The 21,072-nt window shown below is 75.3% G+C and carries 17 protein-coding genes; 7 read left to right on the top strand and 10 right to left on the bottom strand.

From position 1 onward, the window contains the following. Window positions 1-7: 7 nt before the first annotated feature. The 6 genes from ABT300_RS18645 to ABT300_RS18620 all read right to left on the bottom strand — a co-directional run bounded on the left by ABT300_RS18645 (window position 8) and on the right by ABT300_RS18620 (window position 9,886). The gene (locus ABT300_RS18645; RefSeq protein ID WP_351676722.1) at window positions 8-3,487 is read right to left on the bottom strand and encodes an SAV_2336 N-terminal domain-related protein; all 3,480 of its coding nucleotides are present in this window, start codon (window positions 3,485-3,487) and stop codon (window positions 8-10) included. Further along, window positions 3,477-4,535: an AAA family ATPase gene (locus ABT300_RS18640; RefSeq protein WP_351676720.1), complete on the bottom strand. Its 1,059-nt coding sequence runs from the start codon at window positions 4,533-4,535 to the stop codon at window positions 3,477-3,479. Before ABT300_RS18640 ends, ABT300_RS18645 begins: the two co-directional genes overlap by 11 nt. Window positions 4,536-4,621: 86 nt before the next feature. Then, entirely contained in the window at window positions 4,622-6,358 is a 1,737-nt protein-coding gene (locus tag ABT300_RS18635) for a VMAP-C domain-containing protein (protein ID WP_351676718.1), read from the bottom strand. After that, window positions 6,355-6,681, bottom strand: coding sequence for a CU044_2847 family protein (locus tag ABT300_RS18630; protein ID WP_319281301.1), 327 nt, complete (start codon window positions 6,679-6,681; stop codon window positions 6,355-6,357). Before ABT300_RS18630 ends, ABT300_RS18635 begins: the two co-directional genes overlap by 4 nt. Window positions 6,682-6,761: 80 nt before the next feature. Next, a complete protein-coding gene (locus ABT300_RS18625) occupies window positions 6,762-8,357 on the bottom strand; it encodes a carboxyl transferase domain-containing protein (RefSeq protein ID WP_351676716.1) in 1,596 nt (531 codons plus the stop codon). Then, complete coding sequence (locus tag ABT300_RS18620) at window positions 8,354-9,886, bottom strand: acyl-CoA synthetase (protein WP_351676714.1); 1,533 nt, start codon at window positions 9,884-9,886, stop codon at window positions 8,354-8,356. Before ABT300_RS18620 ends, ABT300_RS18625 begins: the two co-directional genes overlap by 4 nt. A gap of 160 nt (window positions 9,887-10,046) precedes the next feature. On the opposite strand from ABT300_RS18620, the gene ABT300_RS18615 reads away from it, so the two are divergent. Beyond that, a complete protein-coding gene (locus ABT300_RS18615; protein WP_351676712.1) occupies window positions 10,047-10,943 on the top strand; it encodes an ATP-grasp domain-containing protein in 897 nt (298 codons plus the stop codon). A gap of 78 nt (window positions 10,944-11,021) precedes the next feature. On the opposite strand, the gene ABT300_RS18610 is transcribed toward ABT300_RS18615, so the two are convergent. Beyond that, window positions 11,022-11,612, bottom strand: coding sequence for a hypothetical protein (locus ABT300_RS18610; protein ID WP_351676710.1), 591 nt, complete (start codon window positions 11,610-11,612; stop codon window positions 11,022-11,024). Between the two features lie 140 nt (window positions 11,613-11,752). On the opposite strand from ABT300_RS18610, the gene ABT300_RS18605 reads away from it, so the two are divergent. Then, a complete protein-coding gene (locus ABT300_RS18605; RefSeq protein ID WP_351676708.1) occupies window positions 11,753-12,526 on the top strand; it encodes an IclR family transcriptional regulator in 774 nt (257 codons plus the stop codon). Next, a complete protein-coding gene (locus ABT300_RS18600; protein ID WP_351676706.1) occupies window positions 12,523-13,374 on the top strand; it encodes an SMP-30/gluconolactonase/LRE family protein in 852 nt (283 codons plus the stop codon). Before ABT300_RS18605 ends, ABT300_RS18600 begins: the two co-directional genes overlap by 4 nt. Before the next feature lie 147 nt (window positions 13,375-13,521). Here ABT300_RS18600 and ABT300_RS18595 read toward each other — a convergent pair whose 3' ends face one another. Genes ABT300_RS18595 through ABT300_RS18585 form a run of 3 tightly spaced genes read right to left on the bottom strand, consistent with a single transcriptional unit; the run spans window position 13,522 to window position 16,881 of the window. Beyond that, window positions 13,522-14,922, bottom strand: a complete 1,401-nt coding sequence (locus ABT300_RS18595; RefSeq protein ID WP_351676704.1) for an NAD(P)/FAD-dependent oxidoreductase — start codon at window positions 14,920-14,922, stop codon at window positions 13,522-13,524. After that, entirely contained in the window at window positions 14,915-16,261 is a 1,347-nt protein-coding gene (locus ABT300_RS18590; protein ID WP_351676702.1) for an MAB_1171c family putative transporter, read from the bottom strand. Before ABT300_RS18590 ends, ABT300_RS18595 begins: the two co-directional genes overlap by 8 nt. Then, complete coding sequence (locus ABT300_RS18585) at window positions 16,258-16,881, bottom strand: toxin-antitoxin system, toxin component family protein (RefSeq protein ID WP_351676700.1); 624 nt, start codon at window positions 16,879-16,881, stop codon at window positions 16,258-16,260. Before ABT300_RS18585 ends, ABT300_RS18590 begins: the two co-directional genes overlap by 4 nt. A 299-nt stretch (window positions 16,882-17,180) precedes the next feature. Between ABT300_RS18585 and arfA the strand changes: the two genes are divergently transcribed. The 4 genes from arfA (at window position 17,181) to ABT300_RS18565 (ending at window position 20,901) form a co-directional block, all read left to right on the top strand. After that, window positions 17,181-18,695: an arabinosylfuranosidase ArfA gene (arfA, locus tag ABT300_RS18580; RefSeq protein WP_351676698.1), complete on the top strand. Its 1,515-nt coding sequence runs from the start codon at window positions 17,181-17,183 to the stop codon at window positions 18,693-18,695. A 65-nt stretch (window positions 18,696-18,760) separates the two neighbouring features. Further along, window positions 18,761-19,219: an RrF2 family transcriptional regulator gene (locus ABT300_RS18575; RefSeq protein ID WP_319282407.1), complete on the top strand. Its 459-nt coding sequence runs from the start codon at window positions 18,761-18,763 to the stop codon at window positions 19,217-19,219. Window positions 19,220-19,432: 213 nt separating this feature from the next. Then, window positions 19,433-20,083 (top strand): DUF4360 domain-containing protein, encoded by a 651-nt coding sequence (locus tag ABT300_RS18570; protein ID WP_351676696.1) that lies wholly within the window; start codon window positions 19,433-19,435, stop codon window positions 20,081-20,083. Window positions 20,084-20,208: 125 nt separating this feature from the next. Beyond that, window positions 20,209-20,901, top strand: a complete 693-nt coding sequence (locus ABT300_RS18565; protein WP_351676694.1) for a 4a-hydroxytetrahydrobiopterin dehydratase — start codon at window positions 20,209-20,211, stop codon at window positions 20,899-20,901. Window positions 20,902-21,072: the final 171 nt, after the last annotated feature.

The following is a 21,072-nucleotide window of genomic DNA, read 5'->3' as shown; positions in this document are numbered from 1 at the left end:
CCCGCCGCTACAGGGCGCGGGCGGCTTCCAGCACAGGAGTGAGGGAGGGGACCGTCACGTCGCAGCCGGCGTCGATCAGCGCCTGCTCGACGGTGGGGTTGCGGGCGAGGCCGACGAACCGCAGACCGGCAGCCCGGGCGGCGGCCAGCTCGGCGGGCGTGGAGCCGATCATGAGGCCGGCGGCGGGCGCGTCCAGCTGCCGCAGGGCGCGCTCCAGGCAGTGCGGGTCCGGCATGAGCCGTTCGAGCGCGTCGCCGCGGCCGTGCACCCCCGCGAGGAGCGGGAGCCGGTAGGGGTCCAGCCTGCTGTGGACGGCCTGTTCGCAGACGTCGGTGGCCACTCCCACCCGGCGGCCGGCGTCGTGCAGGGTGCGCACCAGGACGACGGAGTGGTGGGTCGCGGGCGCGTCCGGGACGGCGTCCAGCTCCAGCCGGTCCAGGCGGTCCCGCAGGAGAGGGCCCAGCGGATCGTGGGCGAACGCCCGCAGCACGTCCAGCGGATGCACGAACAGCTCCCGGCCCGCCGCGCCGGGGTCGCCCGCCGGACGGCCCGCGAGGGCGTCCTCGGGATCGCGGTGTTCGACGACGACGCGGAGCAGGTCGAGTGCGGCGGCGCGCGCGGTCGTCGCCGTGAACAGCCGGGTCAGCGGCCCGTCGAAGCCGAGCAGCACCGTGTCCGACTCGGCGAGCAGGGCGCCCAGCGGGCGGCCGGAGGCGGCCGGCCGGGGCGTCTCGGGAAGCGGGGCGTGGTCCGGCGCGAGCGTGACCGAGCAGGTCACGGCCAGCCCGGGCACCGGCCACCGGCCGAGCCGGGAGGCGACCGCGCGCCGCGCGCCGGCCGGCCGCCGGACGGAGTGGTGGCGGGTGATCCGCGCCCCCTCCGCCAGCAGATGCGCCCGCAGCCGCTCGGACACGCCGGCGGCCTCCGCCCGCACGAACGCCACCGGGTCGGCCACCCGCCAGGACAGCTCCACGGCCGCGGCGAACTCGCCCTTGCCGGAGCTGGGCAGCGAGAGGCGGTGGACGGCGTGCTGAGGAGCGAGGTCGACCTCGTAGTACGTCGCCGGGCCGGGCGGGCGCCCGCCGTACGGGTCGGCGGGGTTGAGGAGGGTGAGGGGGCCGTCGGGACGCGTGTGCACGATCGCGGTGCGGCCGGGGGCGGGTATGCCGAGCTGCCGCAGATCGGCGGTGAGCAGCGGCCCGCGCACCAGGTCGCGCGTCTCGTCCTCGGGGCGCGGCGGGGGCAGCGGGCAGTGCCAGGCGAGCGGCGGGCCGTCCGGGGCGTCGCCGTACAGCGGGCGGAATCGGTGCGGTCCAAAGGCGGCGGAGCTGCGGGCGAACGCGTCGTAGAGGGCGGGCGGGACGGTGAGGCGGACGAGGGAGGCGTCAGCGGCCTTGTCCGGGCGCGGAAGGGCGCGGGGCTGCGGCGACGGGACGGGGCCGATCGTGCCGCCGGCGCCGCCCGTGTCGTCCGTTCCGTCGGTGCTGATCGTGCCGCCCGTGCCGCCCGTGCTGTCCGGGCCATCCGTGCCGTCCTGGAACGTCACCCGCAGGTGCGGCGGTTCGGGCAGGTCGGCGAGGGGGCCCGGGAGCCAGCGCAGGGCGGCGGCGAGGACGGGGAGGAGGTAGGAGCCGGGCCGGATCCGGACGGCGTAACCGTCGTCGCGGACGTGGATCTCGTAGTGCCGGCGGGTGAGGCCGCCCCGGGCGAGCACCTCGTGGACGGCCACTTCGAGCGTGATGCGGGTCTCGGGCCGGGCGGCGAGGTCGGCGGAGGTCTCGAAGCGCAGGGCCGCGCCGTGGGCGCCGTCGTCCCCCCGCCCTTCCCGTGCCGTCTCCTGCGGGTGGCCGGCGAGTCGTCGCACGGTCTCCTCCCGCACCGTCGCGAACGCCGTGCCGGGCTCGCCCGGCTCGTCGCCCCCGGGGACGGCGGTCGTCGCCTCCGCGCGGAACTCGCCCGCGGCCAGGCCGGCCTGCTCGTCGATCAGGCCGCCGATGCGCGCCAGGAGCTCGCGGGAGCGGCCGCGGGTCGACCGCGGGAGGGTGCGCAGCAGCAGGTCGCGCACACCCGGCCGGAAGTCGTACGAGCCGGGCGGCCCGGCGGCGGTGGTGAGCATGCCGCTGAGAATCACCTCGGCGAGGTGCTGCGGGCGCGGATCGCGGTTGACCGCGCGCTGGACCAGACGCATCACCGGCACCGAGGGGACCGCGAGGGCCAGATGACCGGCCAGCCGGAAGGCCTCCGGGGAGGCGGTGGCGCGGAAGCGCAGGACCAGGTCCTGGGCGGACGGCGGGGCGGGGCCGGGGTCGGTCGTGTCGATGGGCTCGGGCGGCGCGGGGGCCGGGAGCAGCCAGGCCGCCGCGCCGGGCGTGCGGACGCCGCCGGGACCCGCGACCAGCGCCGCCCAGTTGGCGAGCCAGGGCGCGCCGGGCTCGAGGACGGGGAGGGGCAGCGCCGAGGGCGGCGGGGTCGGGGCCTCGGGGTCGTAGGGGGTGAACGCGAGGGCGGAGAGCGGGGCGGCGGTGGCGGGGGAGGAGAGCAGGCCCGGTTCGGCGGGCAGCGCCGTGGCGGGCCACAGGTGTTCCGGCAGCGGCTGGACGACGGCCAGCGGCATCCGGGTCGCCCAGTGCCGCAGGGCGGCGAACCAGCGTTCGCCCGCCGGACCGGGCCGCCACTGCGGGCCGGTGCAGTCGCTGACGACGAGCGTGACCGTCCGCCCGTCCGCCGTGTCGGGGACCTGCCGGGCCAGGCCGTCCGGGGTGGCCGGGTGCAGGGTGACCGTGCGGAAGACGCCCGACTGGGCGAGCACGGTGTGCAGTTCCCGTACGAGGGGCCGCCACACCGGCATCGTCGGCCCCGTGTCGTGGACGAGGCTCAGTCGCAGCCAGCGGTCGTGTGCGGGGCGCAGGACGGGCAGCCATATGTCCGGGTGGGCGCCCAGCCGGGCGATGCGGTCGGCGGTCGCGCGCTCGTCGAGGAGGCGGGCGCGCGCCGCGGGCACCGTCCGCTTCAGCGGGCGCAGGGCGCGCTGCAGGGCCAGGGGGCGGGGGAGCATCGGGGGCGCGGGCGCGAGGAGGGGCCGGGCGGCGCCGGATCCGGCGCCCGCCGGGGCCGTCGGACCGGCGGCGGGCTCGGGGGCCGGAAGGCGCAGCGGGACGCGGTCGGCGGGCGGGGCGGAAGGAGCCGTCCCGGCGGGCGGTCCGGGCGGCTCGGCCGCGGTCGGCGTGGGCACGGGGACCGTCTCCTCGGGCGGGACGGCGACGGCGTCGACACCCGGCAGCGCGCCGTCCCCCGGCAGCTCGCCGCCCGCCGACCGCGCGCCCACCTCCGCTGACGCGTCGTCCGACTGTGCCGTCAGCCACAGCAGTTCGGCCAGCTCGCGAGGGGTGGGCGCGGCGCCGGCGGTCGTCGTCAGCAGCGCGGTCAGTCGCTGCAGGGCGGACATGTCGGCGTGCGCCGCCGCCGACGGCGTCTCCTCAGAAGCCATCGCCGTCCGCCGTGGCGCTGAGATACGGCATCAACTGCTCGGCCAGTTCGTCGCGGGAGGCCGCGTCGAGGCCGGTGACGCCGGTGAGGTAGAGGGCGTTCAGCAGCTGGTCGGTGGCGAGCTCGCCGTCGGCCGCACGGGTCAGGAACCGGTCGATGAGGCGCTCCGCCTCGCCGGGCGGGGTGTCCAGGTGGGCGCGGACGATGTCGGTGAGCTGTTCGCGGCCGGGGCGGCGCAGCTTCAGCCGCACGCAGCGGCGCAGGAAGGCGGGCGGGAACTCGCGCTCGCCGTTGCTGGTCAGCACGACGAACGGAAAGGCGCGGCAGCGGACCCGGCCGCGGCTGACGACGACCGGGGCGTCCGAGCCGTCGGCCAGCACTTCGGCCGTGGCGTCCTCGTCCCCGGCCTTCCCGGCGGGGCGCCGGGCGGCGCGCATCAGCTCGGGAATGTCGTACTGGCCCTCCTCCAGGACGTTCAGCAGGTCGTTGGGCAGGTCGAGGTCGCTCTTGTCGATCTCGTCGACCAACAGGGCGCGGGGCCGCTCGTGGGGCAGCAGGGCGGTGCCGAGCGGGCCGAGGCGCAGATGGTCCTCCACCGCGCCCCGGGCGGGTTCCTCCCCGGCCGCCTCCGCCCGTTCGCGCCACGCCGCCTGCCGGGCCGCGTAGAGCCGGGACAGCGGGTCGTACTGGTAGAGGCCGTCGGCCAGCGTGGAGCGGCTGGTGATGTTCCACCGCAGCACGGGGCCGAGGCCCAGCTCACGGGCGACCGCGTACGCCAGCGAGGACTTGCCGGTGCCGGGCGGGCCGGTGACGAGCAGAGGGCGGCGCAGCACCAGGGCCGCGTTGACCAGCTGGACGCTCTCCGGGGTGGCGACGTACGCGCGGGCGCGGTGCACGCGGTCCGGTGAGACAGCCGTCTCGTCGTCGCCGTCCCCGGGCGGCGGCACGACGGGCTCGCCGTCGAACGCCCGCCAGGGCGGCGGCGCGGGGAGCCGGTCGATGCCGTCGTGCGGCTCGCTGTTCCCGGTGTAGACGGACCAGTGCGGCATGGTTCTCCGAAACTCGGCGTGACTCGGCGTGACGCGGGCGGGCTGGGCTGGGCAGGCCGGGGACGGCGGGGCGGGGGCGGGGCGGTTCAGGTCACCGGGGAGCGGGTGTGCGCCGGTGCGCCGGCGTGCGGGTCGGTGAAGACGCGCGGGTCGTCCCAGAGCAGCTGGATGTCGTGCGCCCAGTGGCCGTCCTCCGCGTCGGCCTCCTCACGCAACGCGAGGACCCGGCGCGGGAGTTCGGCGGGCGGGACGTCGGACACACAGCTGTCGAGCTCGTCCAGGAAGGACTTGCCCGGGCATCCGTCGCCGCCGACGCAGGACTCGTCCGGCCCGGCGTCGCAGCCCTCGCGGGACCAGACGACGATCGGGGCGGGCGCGTTGAGCGTGGTGTCGAAGTGGGGGCGGGTGCGGGACGCGGCCGGCGCCGTGGCGAAGCCGGCCAGACAGGCGTCGTCCTGACGCAGCCGCATCCGCAGCCGGCGGGGCTCCTCGGGACCGCCGCACTCGACCCGGTGCAGACGTGCGCCGGCCGCCGAGTCGAGCCGGTTCCAGGCGCGCGTCAGCTGGTGCCGGACGCTCGCCCGGCGGCGCGTCTGGTCGGTGACGACGAGCGGGTACACGCACCCGAGCGGGGTGTCGTCGTCGGGAGCGCTCGCCCACCGGTCGACGGGCAGGTCGATCCAGTCGCGGGGCAGCGCGAACGCGAGCAACTCGTCGCAGCCGGGCGTCAGATACCGGAACGCCGCCTCGATCCGGTCCTGCACGTAGGCGCGCACCCCGGCCTGCGGGACGGTGTCGGAGCCCACCGGGTGCCGACGGCCGCCGCTGTAGGCGGACACCTCGACGCGCACATGCCCGTCGCCCGCGCCGCTGTGCTGGAGGTCGACGAGGATCGGCGACCAGTCCGGCGGGACGGGCGCCTCGACGAGCGGCTCGGCGGACTCGGCGGGCGACCGGAACACGGACTCCACATGGCCGGTGAAACGGGCCACGGTGGCGGCCGCGTCGTCGCCGTCGATCTCGCACAGCACGAACAGGGCCGCCGACCACAGCGAGTCGAACCCCTCGTCGGGCGCGTCCGGGTCCAGCGGGCCCCTGGCGGCCTCGTACAGCCGCACGCGTCGCCGGGGATCGTCGTCCAGGCCCGCGCGGACGGCGCGCTCGACGAGGGCGCGCAGCCGGGCGCGGTCCGCGGTCCTGTGGTCGGAGGTGGGGACCAGGCCCTCCAGCGCGGGCCAGTAACGGGCCATGACGTCGGTGGGCATCATCCGCCCGTGGTGCGCGCCGCGGTCCCCGGAGGCGGCGGTGACCATGCCGACCACCTCGCCGGTGTCGGCCAGCGTGACGGCGGCCCCGCTGAACCCCGGCTCGAGCGGCCGGCCGCCGGGCTGCCAGGCCTCCAGCTGGATCCACTCGCGGGAGATCAACTGGCTCGCGGTGACGCGGTACTCGGCGAGGGTGCCCTCGTCGAAGCCGACCGGGAAGCCGTAGACGACGAGCTTGCGGGGCCGGTCGGCCCGGTGGGCGTGGGCCGCCCCCTCGGGGGCCAGCGCGGCCGGCGCGGTCGGCGCCTCGTGGGCCAGCTCGAGGACGGCGAGGTCGCCGAGATCGGTCGCGCCGCCGCCCCAGCCGCCGTCGGCGACCACCCGGGCCGGCACGGCGGGCGCGCCGGGCAGCTCGGTGAACGTCACCGACAGGGCGTCCGGCGCGGCCCCGTCCACCACATGGGCGCAGGTCAGCACCTTGTGCGGGGTGACGAGGAAGCCCGCGCCGGCCACCCGGCCGCCGCACTCGATCCGGGCGTGCCATTCGGCGCTGTTCATGAGCCGGAGGAGGGCGACCAGGTCAGTTTCACGACGAGATGTCCCTCCGCCGTGCCCTTGGCGATGATCGCGCCCGTCTCCGCCGACAGTTTCACGCCGAACTCGATCTCGACGCCGTCGGGTTGCAGCGTCCCGTCCCGGAACACCCGCAGCGCGGACTCGGCGGCCGCGCGCACGCCCTCCAGGGCGCCCTCGAAGGTGCGGGCCGCCTGCACCGTCCCGTCGCCGCGGGCCACCAGCCGGGAACCGGGCCGCCCCTCCGCGCCCGCCTCCACGGCGACCACGGCGCCGTCGTCGGTCCTGAACTCCACCAGTCCGTCCACGGTGTCCCCCGCAACCCCTTCCCTGCTCCGCGTTCCGCGCATCCGCCTCTCCTGTACCGCGGCGCTGCGCGTCCTCATTGTCACGGACGGTGCGCGCGATTGTCCTGCGTTCCGTGTGCCTGTTCGGTGCGGATCACCCCTAGGTCCGCCAAATCCTGCGGCCTCAGCCGTAGTTGGTCGGCCGTCGCGTCCGCCTCCTGCGGGGGCCGCTTCAGGATCGCGGCCGCCGACTCGGGCGCGATGACGGAGAAATAGCTGTCCGGGGTCGCCCAGGTGCGCCCGGGCGCGGCCAGCGCCAGCGCGCCGCCGGAACCGCCCTCGCCGATCACCAGCGTGGTGAGCGGCGTGCGGGCGGCGGCGACCGCGCCGAACAGGTCCGCGATCGCCGCGCCGGCGCCCTGCCGCTCCGCCTCCGCGTCGTTGGCCGCGCCCGGCGTGTCCACCAGGGTCAGCACCGGGATGCCGAGCCGGCCGGCGAGCCGGATCAGCCGGGCGGCCGTGCGGTAGCCGGCGGGCCGGGTCGCCGCGCCGGTCTGCGCCGCGTAGGCGATCGTACGGCCCTGGTGCAGGCCGAAGCCGCACAGCATCCCCTCCGGGTCGGCGCCGCCGCACCGGTCGCCGCGGACGGCGAGCCGGTCGGTGAAGTAGGCGTCCAGGTAGGCCTGCGCGCGCGGCCGTTCCGGCGCCCGGGCCCGCCGCACCGCGTCCCGGCCGGTGGGCGGCAGATCCGTCGCCCCGAGGGCGCCCGGCACGGGAGCGGGCTCGACCGGGGCCGGTATGCGGCCGGTTCCCTCCGGACGGGTGTGCGGGGCGGCGGGGCCGGTCTGCGCGGGTTCGGCGGGGGGCTGCGGGCGGGGCGTGGCTGCGGGCGGGGCGGCGGTGTGCGCCGTTCCCTCCGGGCGGCTGTGCGGATGCGCCGCGGACCGGGCCGTTGCCGCCTCGGGCGCGAAAGGCCCGCCGGGGGTCGCGGCTTCCGCCGGTGGCTCCCCCGCCGCGGCCGTCCCGCCGGTCAGGAGGCGCAGCCAGCGTCCCAGCACGTCCCGCAGCTCCGTCGCGGGCACCACCGCGTCCGCCGCCCCCGCCGCGAGCTGCGCCTCCGCCGTGTAGGCGGCCGGGTCGGCGTCCGGCGGCCGCACCCGTGATCCGGCGAAGCCGACCTGTGCGCCCGGCAGCGCCAGCACCACGTCGGCGCCCGCGCCCAGGGTGGCCCAGCCGCCGCCGGTCGTCGGATCCCGCAGGACCGCGATCTGCGCCAGCCCGGCCTCCCGGGTGAGCGCCGACTCGTGTGCCACCCGCTGGAGTTGGGTGAGGGCGAGCATGCCCTCCTGCATCCTGCTGCCGCCGGTGGCGATCAACGACACGACCGGCAGCCGGTGTTCGCGGGCGTGTGCGTACGCCGCGACCAGGCGGTCGCCGGTGCGCTCGCCCAGCGAGCCGCCGAGGAAGCCGAACTCGAAGGAGATCAGCACGGCCCGGACGCCCTTGACGCGGGCGACCCCGCAGACCACGGACTCGGACTCGCCGGTGCGCCGGTGGGCACGCTCGCGCGAGGCGTCGTAGCCGGGCCAGCCGATCGGCCCGTCCGGCGCGGACTCCCTTTCCACGTGCGGGAGTTCGTGGAAATCGTCGGCGACCAGGGCGATGAACTCCCGTGCGCCCGCTCGCTGCGCCGTCATGCCGGCAGCGCCCGCTTCATGATCTTCCCCATGTCGTTGCGGGGCAGGGCGTCCAGATAGCGGACCGTGCGGGGCCGCTTGTGCGGGGCGAGGCGACGGGCGACATGGTCGGCCAACTCGCGCTCACCGGGCGGCGACTGCGGATCGGCGGGCACCACCCAGGCGACGACCCGCTCGCCGAGGTCCGCGTCCGGCTCCCCGGTGACGGCGGCCTCCCGCACCCCTGGATGTTCCAGCAGGACGTTCTCGATCTCGCCGGCGCCGATCTTGTAGCCGCCGCTCTTGATGAGATCGGTCGCCTTGCGCCCGACGATCCGCACATATCCGTCGGGGTCGCGGACGGCCACGTCGCCGGTGCGGAACCAGCCGTCGGCGGTGAAGGCGGCGGCGGTCGCGTCCGGCCGGTTCAGATACGCGGTGAAGAGGTTCGGCCCGCGTACCTGGATCTCGCCGACGCTCTCCCCGTCGTACGCCTCGACGACCGACCCGTCGTCCTCGACGAGCCGCAGCTCCACCCCCGGCAGCGGCACCCCGACGGCCCCTGCCCGGGCCTCGCCGTCGGCCCGTACGGAGGTGTTCATCAGCGTCTCCGTCATGCCGTACCGCTCGATCACCCGCCGTCCGGTGGCCGCCGCGATCCGCTCGTGGTCGTGCACGGGCAGCGCGGCCGAACCGGACACCAGCAGCCGCGCCCCCGCGAGCGCCTCGGCGAGGCCCGGGTCGGACGGCAGGGCCTCGGCGATGCGGTGGTACATCGTCGGCACCCCGAACAGCATGGTCGCGCCGTCGGTCAGCTCCCGTGCGACGCCCTCGGTGTCGAAGCGCCCCAGATGCCGCACCGAACCGCCCCGGCGCAGCGGCCCGAGGACGCCCAGCACCAGCCCGTGCACATGGAACAGCGGCAGCCCGTGCACGAGGACGTCCTCGCCGGTCCACTGCCAGGCGTCGGCGAGCGCGTCCAGCGTCGTGGCGATCGCCCGGCGCGGGATGACCGCGCCCTTGGGGGGCCCGGTGGTGCCGGAGGTGTACACGACGAGGGCAGCCTCCTCGTCGTCCGACGGCTCGCCCCACGCCCCGCCGCCCCACGCCCCGCCGTCCAGCGGTTCGCCGTCCGCCGCCGGACCCGCGCCGCCGCGCTCGTCCACGTCGACGTCGATCCGCGGCAACGCCCGCAACGGATCGGGCAGTTCGTCGCCCGGAGCCGCCAGCACCGCGCTGGGCGCGCTGTCGGACAGGATGTGCCCGAGCTCCTTCTCGCCCGACCTGGGGTTGAGCGGCACGGCGGCCGCCCCGGCGAGCAGCGCGCCCACCACGGCCACCGCGGTCTCCAGGGCGGGCGTGGCCCACACGGCGACCCTTCCCCGCTCTCCGCCTCCCGCCCGCGGGTGGACGCCCGTCGCCTCCCGCACGCGTCCGCCGACGGCACGGGCCGCGCCGGCGAGCTCCGCGTAGGACAGGGAACGCTCACCGAACCGCAGGGCGGGGCGGCCGGACGGATCGTTCGTGAGTGCGGGGAAGAGAGGCGACACGGGACGGACTCCTTGCACGGCTGAGGCGGGCGACAGGGCGACAAGCAGCTTCCTACCCCACGCGTCGCGCCCGCACCTCCCCGTGCCGCCCGTTCCACCGCGCCGCGACCGCTTGTTAGCCTTCCGGTGCTCGGACAGTCGTACGAACAGGGAGTCCGTCGTGGCCCGAATCGCGCTCGTCACCTACGACCCCCGGCCGGAGCCGAGCAAGGACGCCGACTTCCCGGTGCTGCTGAGCGCGCTGCGAGAGGCCGGCGCGGAGGCCGACGGCGTCTTCTGGGACGACGCGGACGTGGACTGGGCGGCCTACGACCTCGTCGTCATCCGCTCCACCTGGGACTACAGCTGGCGGGCGGACGAGTTCGCGGCCTGGACGCGGAAGGTCGCGGCCGTCGCCCGGCTGGCCAACCCGGCCGACGTGGTCGGCTGGAACGCCGACAAGCGGTATCTGGGGGAGCTGGCGGCGGCCGGGGTGCCGACCGTGCCCACGCGCTACTTCGCGCCCGGCGAGCCGGCCGAGCTGCCGGGCGGCGAGGAGTACGTGATCAAGCCCGCCTCCGGGGCCGGCGCGCGCTACGCCGCCCGCTACACGCCCGACGACCACGAGACGGCCGTCCGTCACCTGGCGCGGATGCACGCGGAGGGGCTGACGGCGATGGTGCAGCCGTATGTGCGCGGCATCGACGCCGGCGGCGAACGCGCCCTGCAGTTCTTCGGCGGCCGTCTTCTGCACGCGAGCCGCAAGCGGGCCGTCCTCGCCGTCGGCGCCGCCTTCGACGCGGACAAGATCGCCCACCCCGGTCTGGAGCCCTGGACGCCGTCCCCGGCCGAGCTGTCCGTCGCCGAGCGCGCCCTGGCCGCCGTGCCGGACGCGCCCGAACTGCTCTACGCCCGCGTCGACCTGGTGGACGGCGACGACGGGGAGCCGCGGGTGATGGAGCTGGAGCTGGTCGAGCCGAACCTCTTCCTGTTCCTGCACCCGCAGTCCGTGCCGCACGTCGTCGCGGGGATCCTGGGCGCTGCCGGGGCGGCCGCGGACGGTGCGCGGAGCCGGTGAGCCGTCGTGGCCGGTCCGTGATCCGTCGTGACCGGTAGGCGAGTCGTCGTGAGGGGTCGGTGAGCCGTCGGCCGGCCGTCACTCCCTGACGGCCGTCCGCTGGAGCAGCCCCCAGGTGAACTCGGCGACGACCTCCCGCCGGGCTCCCCGACCGTCCGGCGCGGAGAAGGCCAGTCCCCAGCGGGCGGGGGCGGTGCCTTCGAGCGGGCGGGCCGGGGAGAAGGCGTGGGCGGCCTCGTCGACCGTGCAGGACCAGGGGGTGAGGTCGGCCAGGGACTGCAGGAACGGCGGCCGTGCCCCCGGGGCGCGGACCAGCCACTCGTTCCAGACCGAGCCGTTCGGGGCGAGCAGCACCTCGAAGCGCAGGTCGGGCCAGAGCGGGATCGGCCACAGCCACGCCTCGCAGTCGACGTCGCCGACGCGCCGGGCGGTTCTCGACTCGGGTTCGCCGAGGACCGAGCGATGCCGGGAGAGCGAGCCCCGTGCGTGCGGGGAGTGGACCATCGCCTGCCAACGCTTGTTGGCCTCCCTCATCTGTGTGAGGGAAACGCCCAGTTCGTGGCGGGCGTTCTCCACCAGATCCGGGTTGTGGTCGGCCATGCGGCGCAGCAGGACCAGTTGGAAGTCGAGCGGCGTGAACGAGCCCGCGAGGCGTTTCTGGGTCGGCATCTCCCCATCCTGGCCCACCGCACGACTCACGACCATTGCCCGCCGCAACACCTTATGACAGCCTGTGTTCGTCATGCCGATCGCCTGTTGATATCTCGAACGCGGGCATTCAGACCACAGACCAAGAGAGGGGGCCCGTCGTGGGACGCCTCGTACCTGCCGTGACCCGAGCTCTCGACATTCTCGAGCTCTTCCTGGACGGGGACGGTTCGCTCTCCGCCCCCGACATCGTGCGCAAGCTCCAGCTTCCGCGCACCACGGTGCACGAACTCGTGACCACGCTCTCCGCGCGGGCGTACATCGTGCCCGTCCCCGGACAACCCGGACGATACCGTCTCGGGGTACGCCCCTACCAGCTCGGCAGCCGGTACGCCGAGCAGCTGGACCTCGCCGCAGAGGGTCAGCAGGTCGCCCGCACCGTCGCCGAAACGTGTGACGAGACGGTGCACGTGGCGATCCTGGAAGGGGCCGACGTCATCTACATCGCGAAGGTCGACTCCACGCACGCGGTCCGGATGGTGTCGGCTGCCGGCCGCCGCCTGCCCGCCCACTGCACCTCCGTCGGCAAGATGCTGCTGGCCTCGCTCCCCGAACAGGAGCTCATCGCGCGCATCCCCGACGACGCCGAACTCGTGCGGATGACCCCGAACAGCATCACCGAGCCGAAGGCGCTGCGGGAGGCCCTGGCCGAGATCCGGGAGCGGGGCGTCGCGGTCGAGAACCGCGAGTCCAATCCGGACGTCAGCTGCGTGGCCGCGCCGGTGCGCGACCGCACGGGACAGGTCGTCGCCGCCCTGTCCATCTCCGTCCCCATGATCCGCTGGAGCGAGGAGCGCCGCGCGGACCTGGAAGCGCTCGCCCTGAAGGGAGCCGGGGACCTGTCCGAGCTGCTCGGCCACCGGAGCGCCGGATGACCACGCGGTACGAGGTGGCCGTGCGGGCCGGAGCGATCCTCGGCGAGGGCCCGACCTGGGACCCGGTCGCCGGCCGACTGCTCTGGATCGACATCCTGGGCAGCCGGCTGCACGCCTACGACCCCGCCACCGGCCGCCGCACGGTCCGCACCGCCCACCAGCACGTGGGCGCGGTCAAGCCCCGGGCGGGGGGCGGCCTGGTCCTCAACCTCCGGGACGGCGTGGGCCTCCTCGACCCGGACGGCGGCTTCCGCTGGCTGCGCCACGACCCCGTCCCGGGCCGCCGCGGCAACGACGCGGCCGTCGCCCCCGACGGCTCCCTGTGGGCCGGCTCCATGCGCTACGACGAGGCCCCCGGCGGCGGCGCCCTGTGCCGCCTCACCGGCGACGGGGCGGCCGAGGTGGTCCTCGACGACGTGGCGGTGAGCAACGGGACGGGGTGGAGTCCGGACGGCACGCTCATGTACTACGTCGACTCGCCGACGCGCCGCATCGACGTCTTCGACTTCTCGGCGGACGGGCGGGTCGGCGGCCGCCGTTGCTTCGTGGCGATCGAGGAGGGGGCCGGGTTCCCCGACGGCCTCACCGTCGACGCCGACGGCTGCGTGTGGGTGGCGCTGTGGGACGGGGCCGCGGTACGCCGCTACACCCCCGAGGGCGTCCTCGACCGGCAGATCGACCTGCCCACCCCGCGGATCACCGCCTGCGCCTTCGGCGGCCCCGACCTCACGGATCTGTACGTCACCACGGCCCGCGTGGGCCTCGACGCGCCGCACCCGACGGCGGGCTCCCTCCTGGTGCTGCCGAACGCCGGCAAGGGCCTGCCCCAACCGGCCTTCGCCGGCTGACCGACGCGCGCCGACCCTTACCGACCGACGCCGACCGACCGACGCCCGCCGACCGACGCCCGCCTGCGTTCGGGGACGCCCGCCGGTCCCGCCGTCGGCCGGTCCTCCCCTTCCCCGCCGGGGCGGGGGAGGGGAGGGTCCGCCCGTCTACTGCAGGCCGGCCCGTCTGCGCTCGTCCACCGTCAGCGGCGGGCCGGACAGGGGCGGGCGCAGGGGGCCGACGGCGGCCGAGGCGAGCATGGAGGGGGTCAGCAGGACCTGCGGGCCGCGTTCCAGGGACGTCACGTCCGTCACCCGGCGGGCCATGCGGCCGTTGCCGGTGGCGGTGAGCATCAGCCGGCCCACGTACGCGGCCACGAGCCGGTCGCGCCGCGTGGGTCCGGTCTCGGTCGCGCCGGGGTAGAACACGTCCTGGCCGACGGCGAGGTCCCAGGCGGTCGCGACGGGCCGGGCCACCGCCTTCTGCGCGCGCCGGGACAGCCCGGCCGTGGCCCACCCGTGCCGCCGGACGGCGTCGCGCAGCCGCACCGCGCTCTGGGCGGCGACCGCGAGGCCGTGCCCGTAGAGCGGGTTGTACGCGGCGAGGGCGTCGCCGAGGACGACGAAGTTGTCGGGCCAGGCCGCCATCCGCTCGTAGAAATGGCGACGGTTGACGGTGGAGCGGGTGTACGCCACGTCGGACAGCGGCTCGGCCTGTTCGAGGAGCTGCCCGATGACGGGGTGGCGCAGCTCCTCGCGGGCGAAGCGGACGAAGTCGTCGCTGTGGGGGGAGGGTTCGCCGCCCCGGGTGCCGTTGAGGGTGACGATCCAGCGGCCGTCCTCGATCGGCAGCAGGAACCCGGCGCGGCCGGGTCCGGCGTCCCGCGGGTCGGGCTGCACGTTGACGATCGGGTACCCGGAGCGGGCCGGCTCGGGCGCGAGGTACAGCCGGCTGGCGTACGCCAGCCCGGAGTCCACCTCGCGGCGTTCCACGGCCGGCAGGCCGAGCTCCGCCAGCCAGCCCGCCGCCCGCGACCCCCGCCCGCTGGCGTCGACGACCAGACCCGCCTCGACGACGCGCTCCGCGCCGCCCTCGCGCACCCGCACGCCGGTGACCGCGCCCGCGTCCCCCACCAGCCCCGACACCTCGGCCCCCGCGCACAGCTCGACCCGCTCGTCGGCCAGCACCCGGGCCCGGACCGTCGCGTCCAGGAGGTCGCGGCCGGCCAGGATCACGTGGTGCGACTCGGGCCAGCGGCGGAACCAGCCGCGCGGGCCGAGGACCACCATGTCCGTCGTGACCGGCGCGCGGCGCGCCCCTGCCGCCCGGAGCGCCCCGGTGACGTCCGGCAGCAGCTCCTCCACCGCCCGCACCCCGCCCGACCACAGCATGTGGGCGTGCCGGGCCTGGGGCAGTCCCCTGCGGGGCGCGGGGCCGTCCGGCAGCACGTCCCGCTCGATGACGACGACCCGGTCGGCGAGGCCGGTCAGGGCGCGTGCCGCGAGCATGCCCGCATGGGATCCCCCCAGGACTACGGCGGTTCTGGCGGGGTTGGAGGGTTCAGTCATGCGTGGCGATGCTCTCTGCCGGGGCGGCCGCGCGGGCGCGGACCGCCTGGATGTCGTCGGGGTGGCGCAGGGCCCGGGACACGGCCTGGATCTCGCGCAGGAGATACGTGGCGTCCGGCCCGGAGGGGAAGGCGGTGGAAGGGGCGGGAGAGGCAGCGGCGACGGACGCGGGGGACGTGGCCGCGGCGGCGGGGGACGCGGCACGCGGAGCCGGGGGAGCGGCGGCAGCCGGGGAGGCGGCCCCGCCGTCGCGCTGCGGGGGCCGCGTCGCCTCGGGGGCCGCCGGGCGGTGCGCGCCCTCCCGCGCTTCCACGGCGTCCAGCAGCGCCACGGCGGCCGCCAGGGCCTGGGCCCGGCCGTGTTCGACGCCGAGGTCGACGGCGGCGACGTAGGCCCGGGCGCGCAGATCGTCGTCCAGCCGGCGGGCCAGCGGGAGGAGGGCGTCGCGGATGAACGTCTCACGGCGGATCAGCCGCAGTTCCGGGGTGGCGCGCAGGTCGAACGGCTCCCGGCCGCCGGTCACGGTCCGCATCAGCCGGGACAGCGGCTGCAGGCTCCGGTGGCGGCGGCGCACCCGCCAACGCTCCTGGAGGTACTGGCCGGCGTGCGGCACGATGAAGCCGATCGCGACGAGCGTGGCGGCGACGCACGCCGCCGAGGGCGCGATGCCGGTGTTCAGCCAGTCCAGGTCGTGCCCGGTCCAACGCGCGCCGACGGCCGTCAGCTTGGCCGCGCTGAACAGCAGGTTCGTCACATAGCCGGCTCCCAGGAAGCGCAGTCCCCAGCGCAGCCACGCGTCGAGGCCGTCGGTGCGGCTCCAGTTCCACACCAGGCGGGCCGTGACCGAGCAGGCCACGGTGTGCGCGACCAGGTAGAGCAGGATCTCCTCGCGCATGAAGGGCGTGTTGGCGTAGTACGTGTCCAGGTCCCGGATCCGCTCCACGGGCACGTCCGCGAGCGCGAACAGCACCCACAGCGCGACCACCACCGCCGCGTAGACGCAGACCACCAGGCGGGTCGTCCGCCGGGTCTGGGCCGAGCGCTCGGTGCGGCCGTTGCGCCAGGCGATGATCAGCAGCAGCCAGGACGCGGACAGCGCGGTGAGCAGCGAGTACACCCAGGGCGCGGCGATGTTCGGCACGCCGGTGACCCGGTTGGTCCAGGCGATGGTCTTCGGGGCCGCGAAGACGAACACCGCGCAGCCGAAGACGAGCAGGCCGCCGACCGCGCGCAGCAGCGGATCCCGCCAGAGCTTGACGATGCTGGGCAGCTTGATGGCGAGGGCGGCCCCCAGCACCGCCGTGGGCAGCCAGAAGGAGATGTACAGCCCGTGGCTCATCGCAGGGTCCCCCTGCGTCCGCGGTAGCCGAGGGTCCGCTGGACCGCGGCGGTGTCCGCGGCGTCCCGGGCGGCGGCCGGACCGGAGTCGGCGAGGCGACGCCGGAAGCGGGCCGCCAGCCGGTGGCCGAAGTCGTCGGCCTCGGCCTCGTCGTCCTCCCGGGAGCCGTCGCGGGCGGCGAAGGCCAGGGCGGCGGACTCCCAGCCGGAGCGGTCGGCCAGGACGCCGGCGGCGACCGTGCCGAGGCCGTGATGGTGGTGCCGGTGCCCGGCGTGCAGATGCCACAGTTCATGGCCGAGGATGACCAACTGCTGGACGGCCTCGGCCCGTTCCTCGACGATGACCAGGTCGAAGTCCTGGAACTCGACCCAGAGCCCGGTCACGCCGATCTCGTCGGGGAACCGCTCGAAGCGCACCTCCACCGGCCGTCCGCCGCGCCGCGCGGACAGTTCCTCGCACAGGGCCCGGCACAACTCCCGTACCCCGTCGGGCCGGTCGGCGCGCGCCCGCAGTGCGGCGGAGAGGTCGCCGGTCAGCTTGCGCATGGCCGGGCCGGTCCTCGCGCGCCGCAGCGCCGAGGCGATCCGGGACGCCCTCCCGCGCGCGCCCGCGACGTCCATCGGCTCCCCCTTCCGGCCGCCCGGCGACGGCCGGTCCGAGACTACGCGGCTGGTTGTGTCCGCGTCACGAGAAGTCGTTGCACGCTCAAGGACAGAAAGCGCTGTCAGAAGTCGGGCCGAAGGCATTGACGAGCGCCCGCTTCGAATCTACGGTCCGTTCGGAGCAGCGATCACGATCCGGCATGTCGAACCGCGCGGCCCACCGGCCCCACCAGGCCGCGACGCGACGGAGGAGGGTCCGGGGAGGGCCGGCCGCCCGGGGCGTCAGGGCTGGGGGAGACATAACCCGAAAGGCCAAGATGAGCACCGCCCGCTTCACCCTCGACCCCGCCTTCACCGTCGGAGAGGTCGACCCCCGTCTCTTCGGCAGCTTCGTGGAACACCTGGGCCGCTGCGTCTACACCGGCCTCTACGAACCCGGCCACCCCAGCGCGGACGCCGAGGGCCTGCGCACCGACGTGCTGGACCTGGTCCGCGAACTCGGCGTCACCGCCGTGCGCTACCCCGGCGGCAACTTCGTCTCCGGCTACAAGTGGGAGGACTCCGTCGGCCCGGCCGCGGAGCGGCCCCGCCGCCTCGACCTGGCCTGGCACGCGACGGAGACGAACCGCTTCGGCCTCTCCGAGTACATCGGCTTCCTCCGGAAGATCGGCCCGCAGGCCGAGCCGATGATGGCGGTCAACCTCGGCACGCGCGGCGTCGCCGAGGCCCTGGAGCTCCAGGAGTACGCCAACCACCCCTCCGGCACGGCCCTCTCCGACCTGCGCGTCGCCCACGGCGACAAGGAGCCGTTCGGGATCAGACTGTGGTGCCTGGGCAACGAGATGGACGGCCCCTGGCAGACCGGCCACAAGACGGCCGAGGAGTACGGCCGCGTCGCCGCCGAGACCGCCCGCGCCATGCGCCAGATGGACCCCGGCGTCGAGCTCGTCGCCTGCGGCTCCTCCAGTCAGTCCATGCCGACGTTCGCCGAATGGGAGGCGACGGTCCTCGCCGAGACGTACGACCTCGTCGACTACATCTCCCTGCACGCCTACTACTGGCCCGAGGACGGCGACGTCGACTCCTTCCTCGCCTCCGCCGTCGACATGGAGTCGTTCATCGACAACGTCGTCGCGACCGCCGACCACATCGGCGCGCGGCTCAAGTCGAAGAAGCGGATCAACCTCTCCTTCGACGAGTGGAACGTCTGGTACCTGCGCGAGTGGGAGGAGCAGGCGAAGGGCATCGAGCAGGGGGACTGGCCGGAGGCCCCGCGCCAGCTGGAGGACAACTACAGCGTCACCGACGCCGTCGTCTTCGGCTCGCTCCTCATCGCGCTGCTGCGCCACGCCGACCGGGTGACGGTCGCCTGTCTCGCCCAGCTCGTCAACGTGATCGCGCCGATCCTCACCGAGCCGGGCGGCCCGGCCTGGCGGCAGACCACGTTCTTCCCGTTCGCGCAGACGTCCCGGTACGGCCGCGGCGCCGTCCTCGACGTGCGGGTGGACTCGCCGACGTACGAGACGCGCAAGCACGGCACGACGGACCTGCTGCACGCCACCGCGGTCCGCGCCGAGGACGGCACGGTCACCGTCTTCGCCGTGAACCGCAGCCGCACCGACGCGCTGCCGCTCCAGGTCGCCCTGCACGGGCTGGAGCTGACGTCGGTCGTCGAGCACAGCGTGCTCGCGGACGCCGACCCGGACGCCCGCAACACCCTCGCCGACCCCGAGCGGGTCGCCCCGCACCCGGCGGAGGGCACCGCGCTGACGGACGGCAGGCTGACGGCGACGCTGGAGCCCCTGTCGTGGAACGTGATCCGGCTGGCGTAGCCCCGCTCGCAGCCGGGACGGGGTCGGCGGCGGGCGGGTCCGGCCGCTGACCCCACAATGGAGGCATGAGGATCTCGGCAAGAGCGGACTACGCGGTGCGGGCGGTGCTGGAGCTCGCCGTGCGGCAAGGCGGCGACCCGGTGAAGGCGGAGGCGATCGCCGCCGAGCAGGACATCCCGCACAAGTTCCTCGAGGGGATCCTCGGCGACCTGCGGCGCGGCGGGATCGTCGACAGTCGGCGCGGCGGCGGCGGGGGCTACCGGCTGGCCCGCGACCCGGCGGCGATCACCGTCGCGGACGTCATCCGGGCGGTGGACGGCCCGATCGTGTCCGTGCGCGGCGAACGCCCGACGGGGCTGTCGTACACGGGGTCCGCGCAGCCGCTGCTGCCGCTGTGGATCGCGCTGCGGGCCAATGTGCGACGGATTCTGGAGGGCGTCACGATCGCCGACATCGCCGCCGACGCGCTGCCGGTCCCGGTGAAGGAGCTGGCGGCGGAGCCGGCGGCCTGGGAGAACCCCTGAGCGGTGGCGGGGCTGCCCGAAGCCGGAGGGCGCAACGGTCAACTCCCGTTGTCTCGCGGCTTGTTCAGGCGTCGCGGTAGGGGTGTGAACGGGACTGGGTGAATGGCCGGAGTTCTACCTGGCCGCGCCTCAGTGGCATTCCTACGATGCGATCGCCCCCCCAGTTCTTCACAGGAACTCCACAGGTTTTCCGTTGAACCAAGGAGAGTCACCATGGCAAATGGACTGCTTCTGGGCGGCGCGGTCGCCGCGCTGATCACCGCGGCGGTGCCCGCGCACCACTCGTCTCCCGTGTTCGACAACCCGCCGCCGGACAGGATCGTCATCGACGTCGCCACGGTGAACGGCTCCGGCTGTCCCGCGGGCACGGCCGCCGTCGCCGTGTCCGAGGACAACACCGCCTTCACCGTGACCTACAGCGACTACCTCGCCCAGGTCGGCGGGGGCTCCAACCCCACGGCCTTCCGCAAGAACTGCCAGCTCAACCTGATCGTCCACGTCCCCTCGGGCTTCACCTACGCCATCGCCAAGGCGGACTACCGCGGCTACGCCTCACTCCAGTCGGGCGCGAGCGCCGTGCAGCGGGCCTCGTACTACTTCCAGGGGTCGTCGCAGACGGTGTTCAAGAACCACAACTTCTCCGGTTCCTACAACGACAACTGGCAGGCCACCGACACCACCGACTGGGCCCAACTCGTCTGGGCCCCCTGCGGAGTCCAGCGCAACTTCAACATCAACACCGAGCTCCGGGTCAACGCGGGCTCGTCCTCGCCGAGCAAGGTCAGCTTCATGACGATGGACTCGACCGACGGCGACCTCAGCACCGTCTACCACATGGCCTGGCAGCAGTGCCCGGCCAAGTGACCGGCCCAGTGACCGGCCCGCACCCCTAGGGCCGCCCCGCCGCGTGGACCACGCCCCCGGCCCACGCGGCGGGAGAGCACGGACGGGCGAGGGGAGTTGTCGGACCCCGGCACTACGTTGAGCGCATGACTCAAGCAGGAGAGGGCGAGATCCGCCGCATCCGGCCGGCGCAGTTCCACACGACCGCCGGACTGGAGGACTGGCGGGTGCTGGGCGAGGGCGCGTGCGCGTACTTCCGCACCGGCTCGTTCACCGCCGGCGCCCGACTGGTGCAGGCGATCAGCGAGGTGCCGGGCGTGGGGAGCGGGCGCCCGGACATCGACCTGCGGCACGAGGGCGTGACCGTACGGCTCGTCACGATCACGGACGACTACTACGGGCTCACCGAGCGGCACGTCGAGCTCGCCCGACAGATCTCCGCCGTGGCGCGCAGCCTGGACGTCCCGGCCGACCCGTCCGCCCTGCAGGGCGTTCAGATCACCGTCGACGCCCTCGTCGGCCCGGACGTGATGCCCTTCTGGCGGGCGCTGCTCGGCTACCGGGACCGCGCCGACAGCGGCGAGGACCTGATCGACCCGCACCGCCGCGGGGCGCAGTTCTACTTCCAGCGCATGGACGCGCCGCGCCCGCAGCGCAACCGGCTTCACGTCGACGTCTGGGTGCCGTACGACCGGGCCGAGGCGCGGATCGCCGCGGCGCTCGGGGCGGGCGGCCGGCTGGTGAGCGACGCCGCTGCGCCGTCGCACTGGGTGCTGGCCGATCCCGAGGGGAACGAGGCGTGTGTCGGCGTGGCCGGCGCTCCCGGTCCGGACGCCTGACGTCCGTGAAGGCGCGTGGGGCGTGGGCGCGTTGAGCGTCGTCCGGCAGGCATGCACCGTCACGTCGTGTGCGGGCGGCCGGAGAAGTCGGCGGCCGACCGACTGCGAGTCCACGATCGCAGCCGTCGGATCCACCGAGCGGCCCTCCTTCACGCGCACGCGGTCGCGCAG

Source organism: Streptomyces sp. NPDC001027 (assembly GCF_040299045.1).
Taxonomy (GTDB): Bacteria; Actinomycetota; Actinomycetes; order Streptomycetales; family Streptomycetaceae; genus Streptomyces.
Note: the sequence above shows the minus strand (reverse complement) of the source record. Positions and strands in the feature narration are given on the sequence as shown.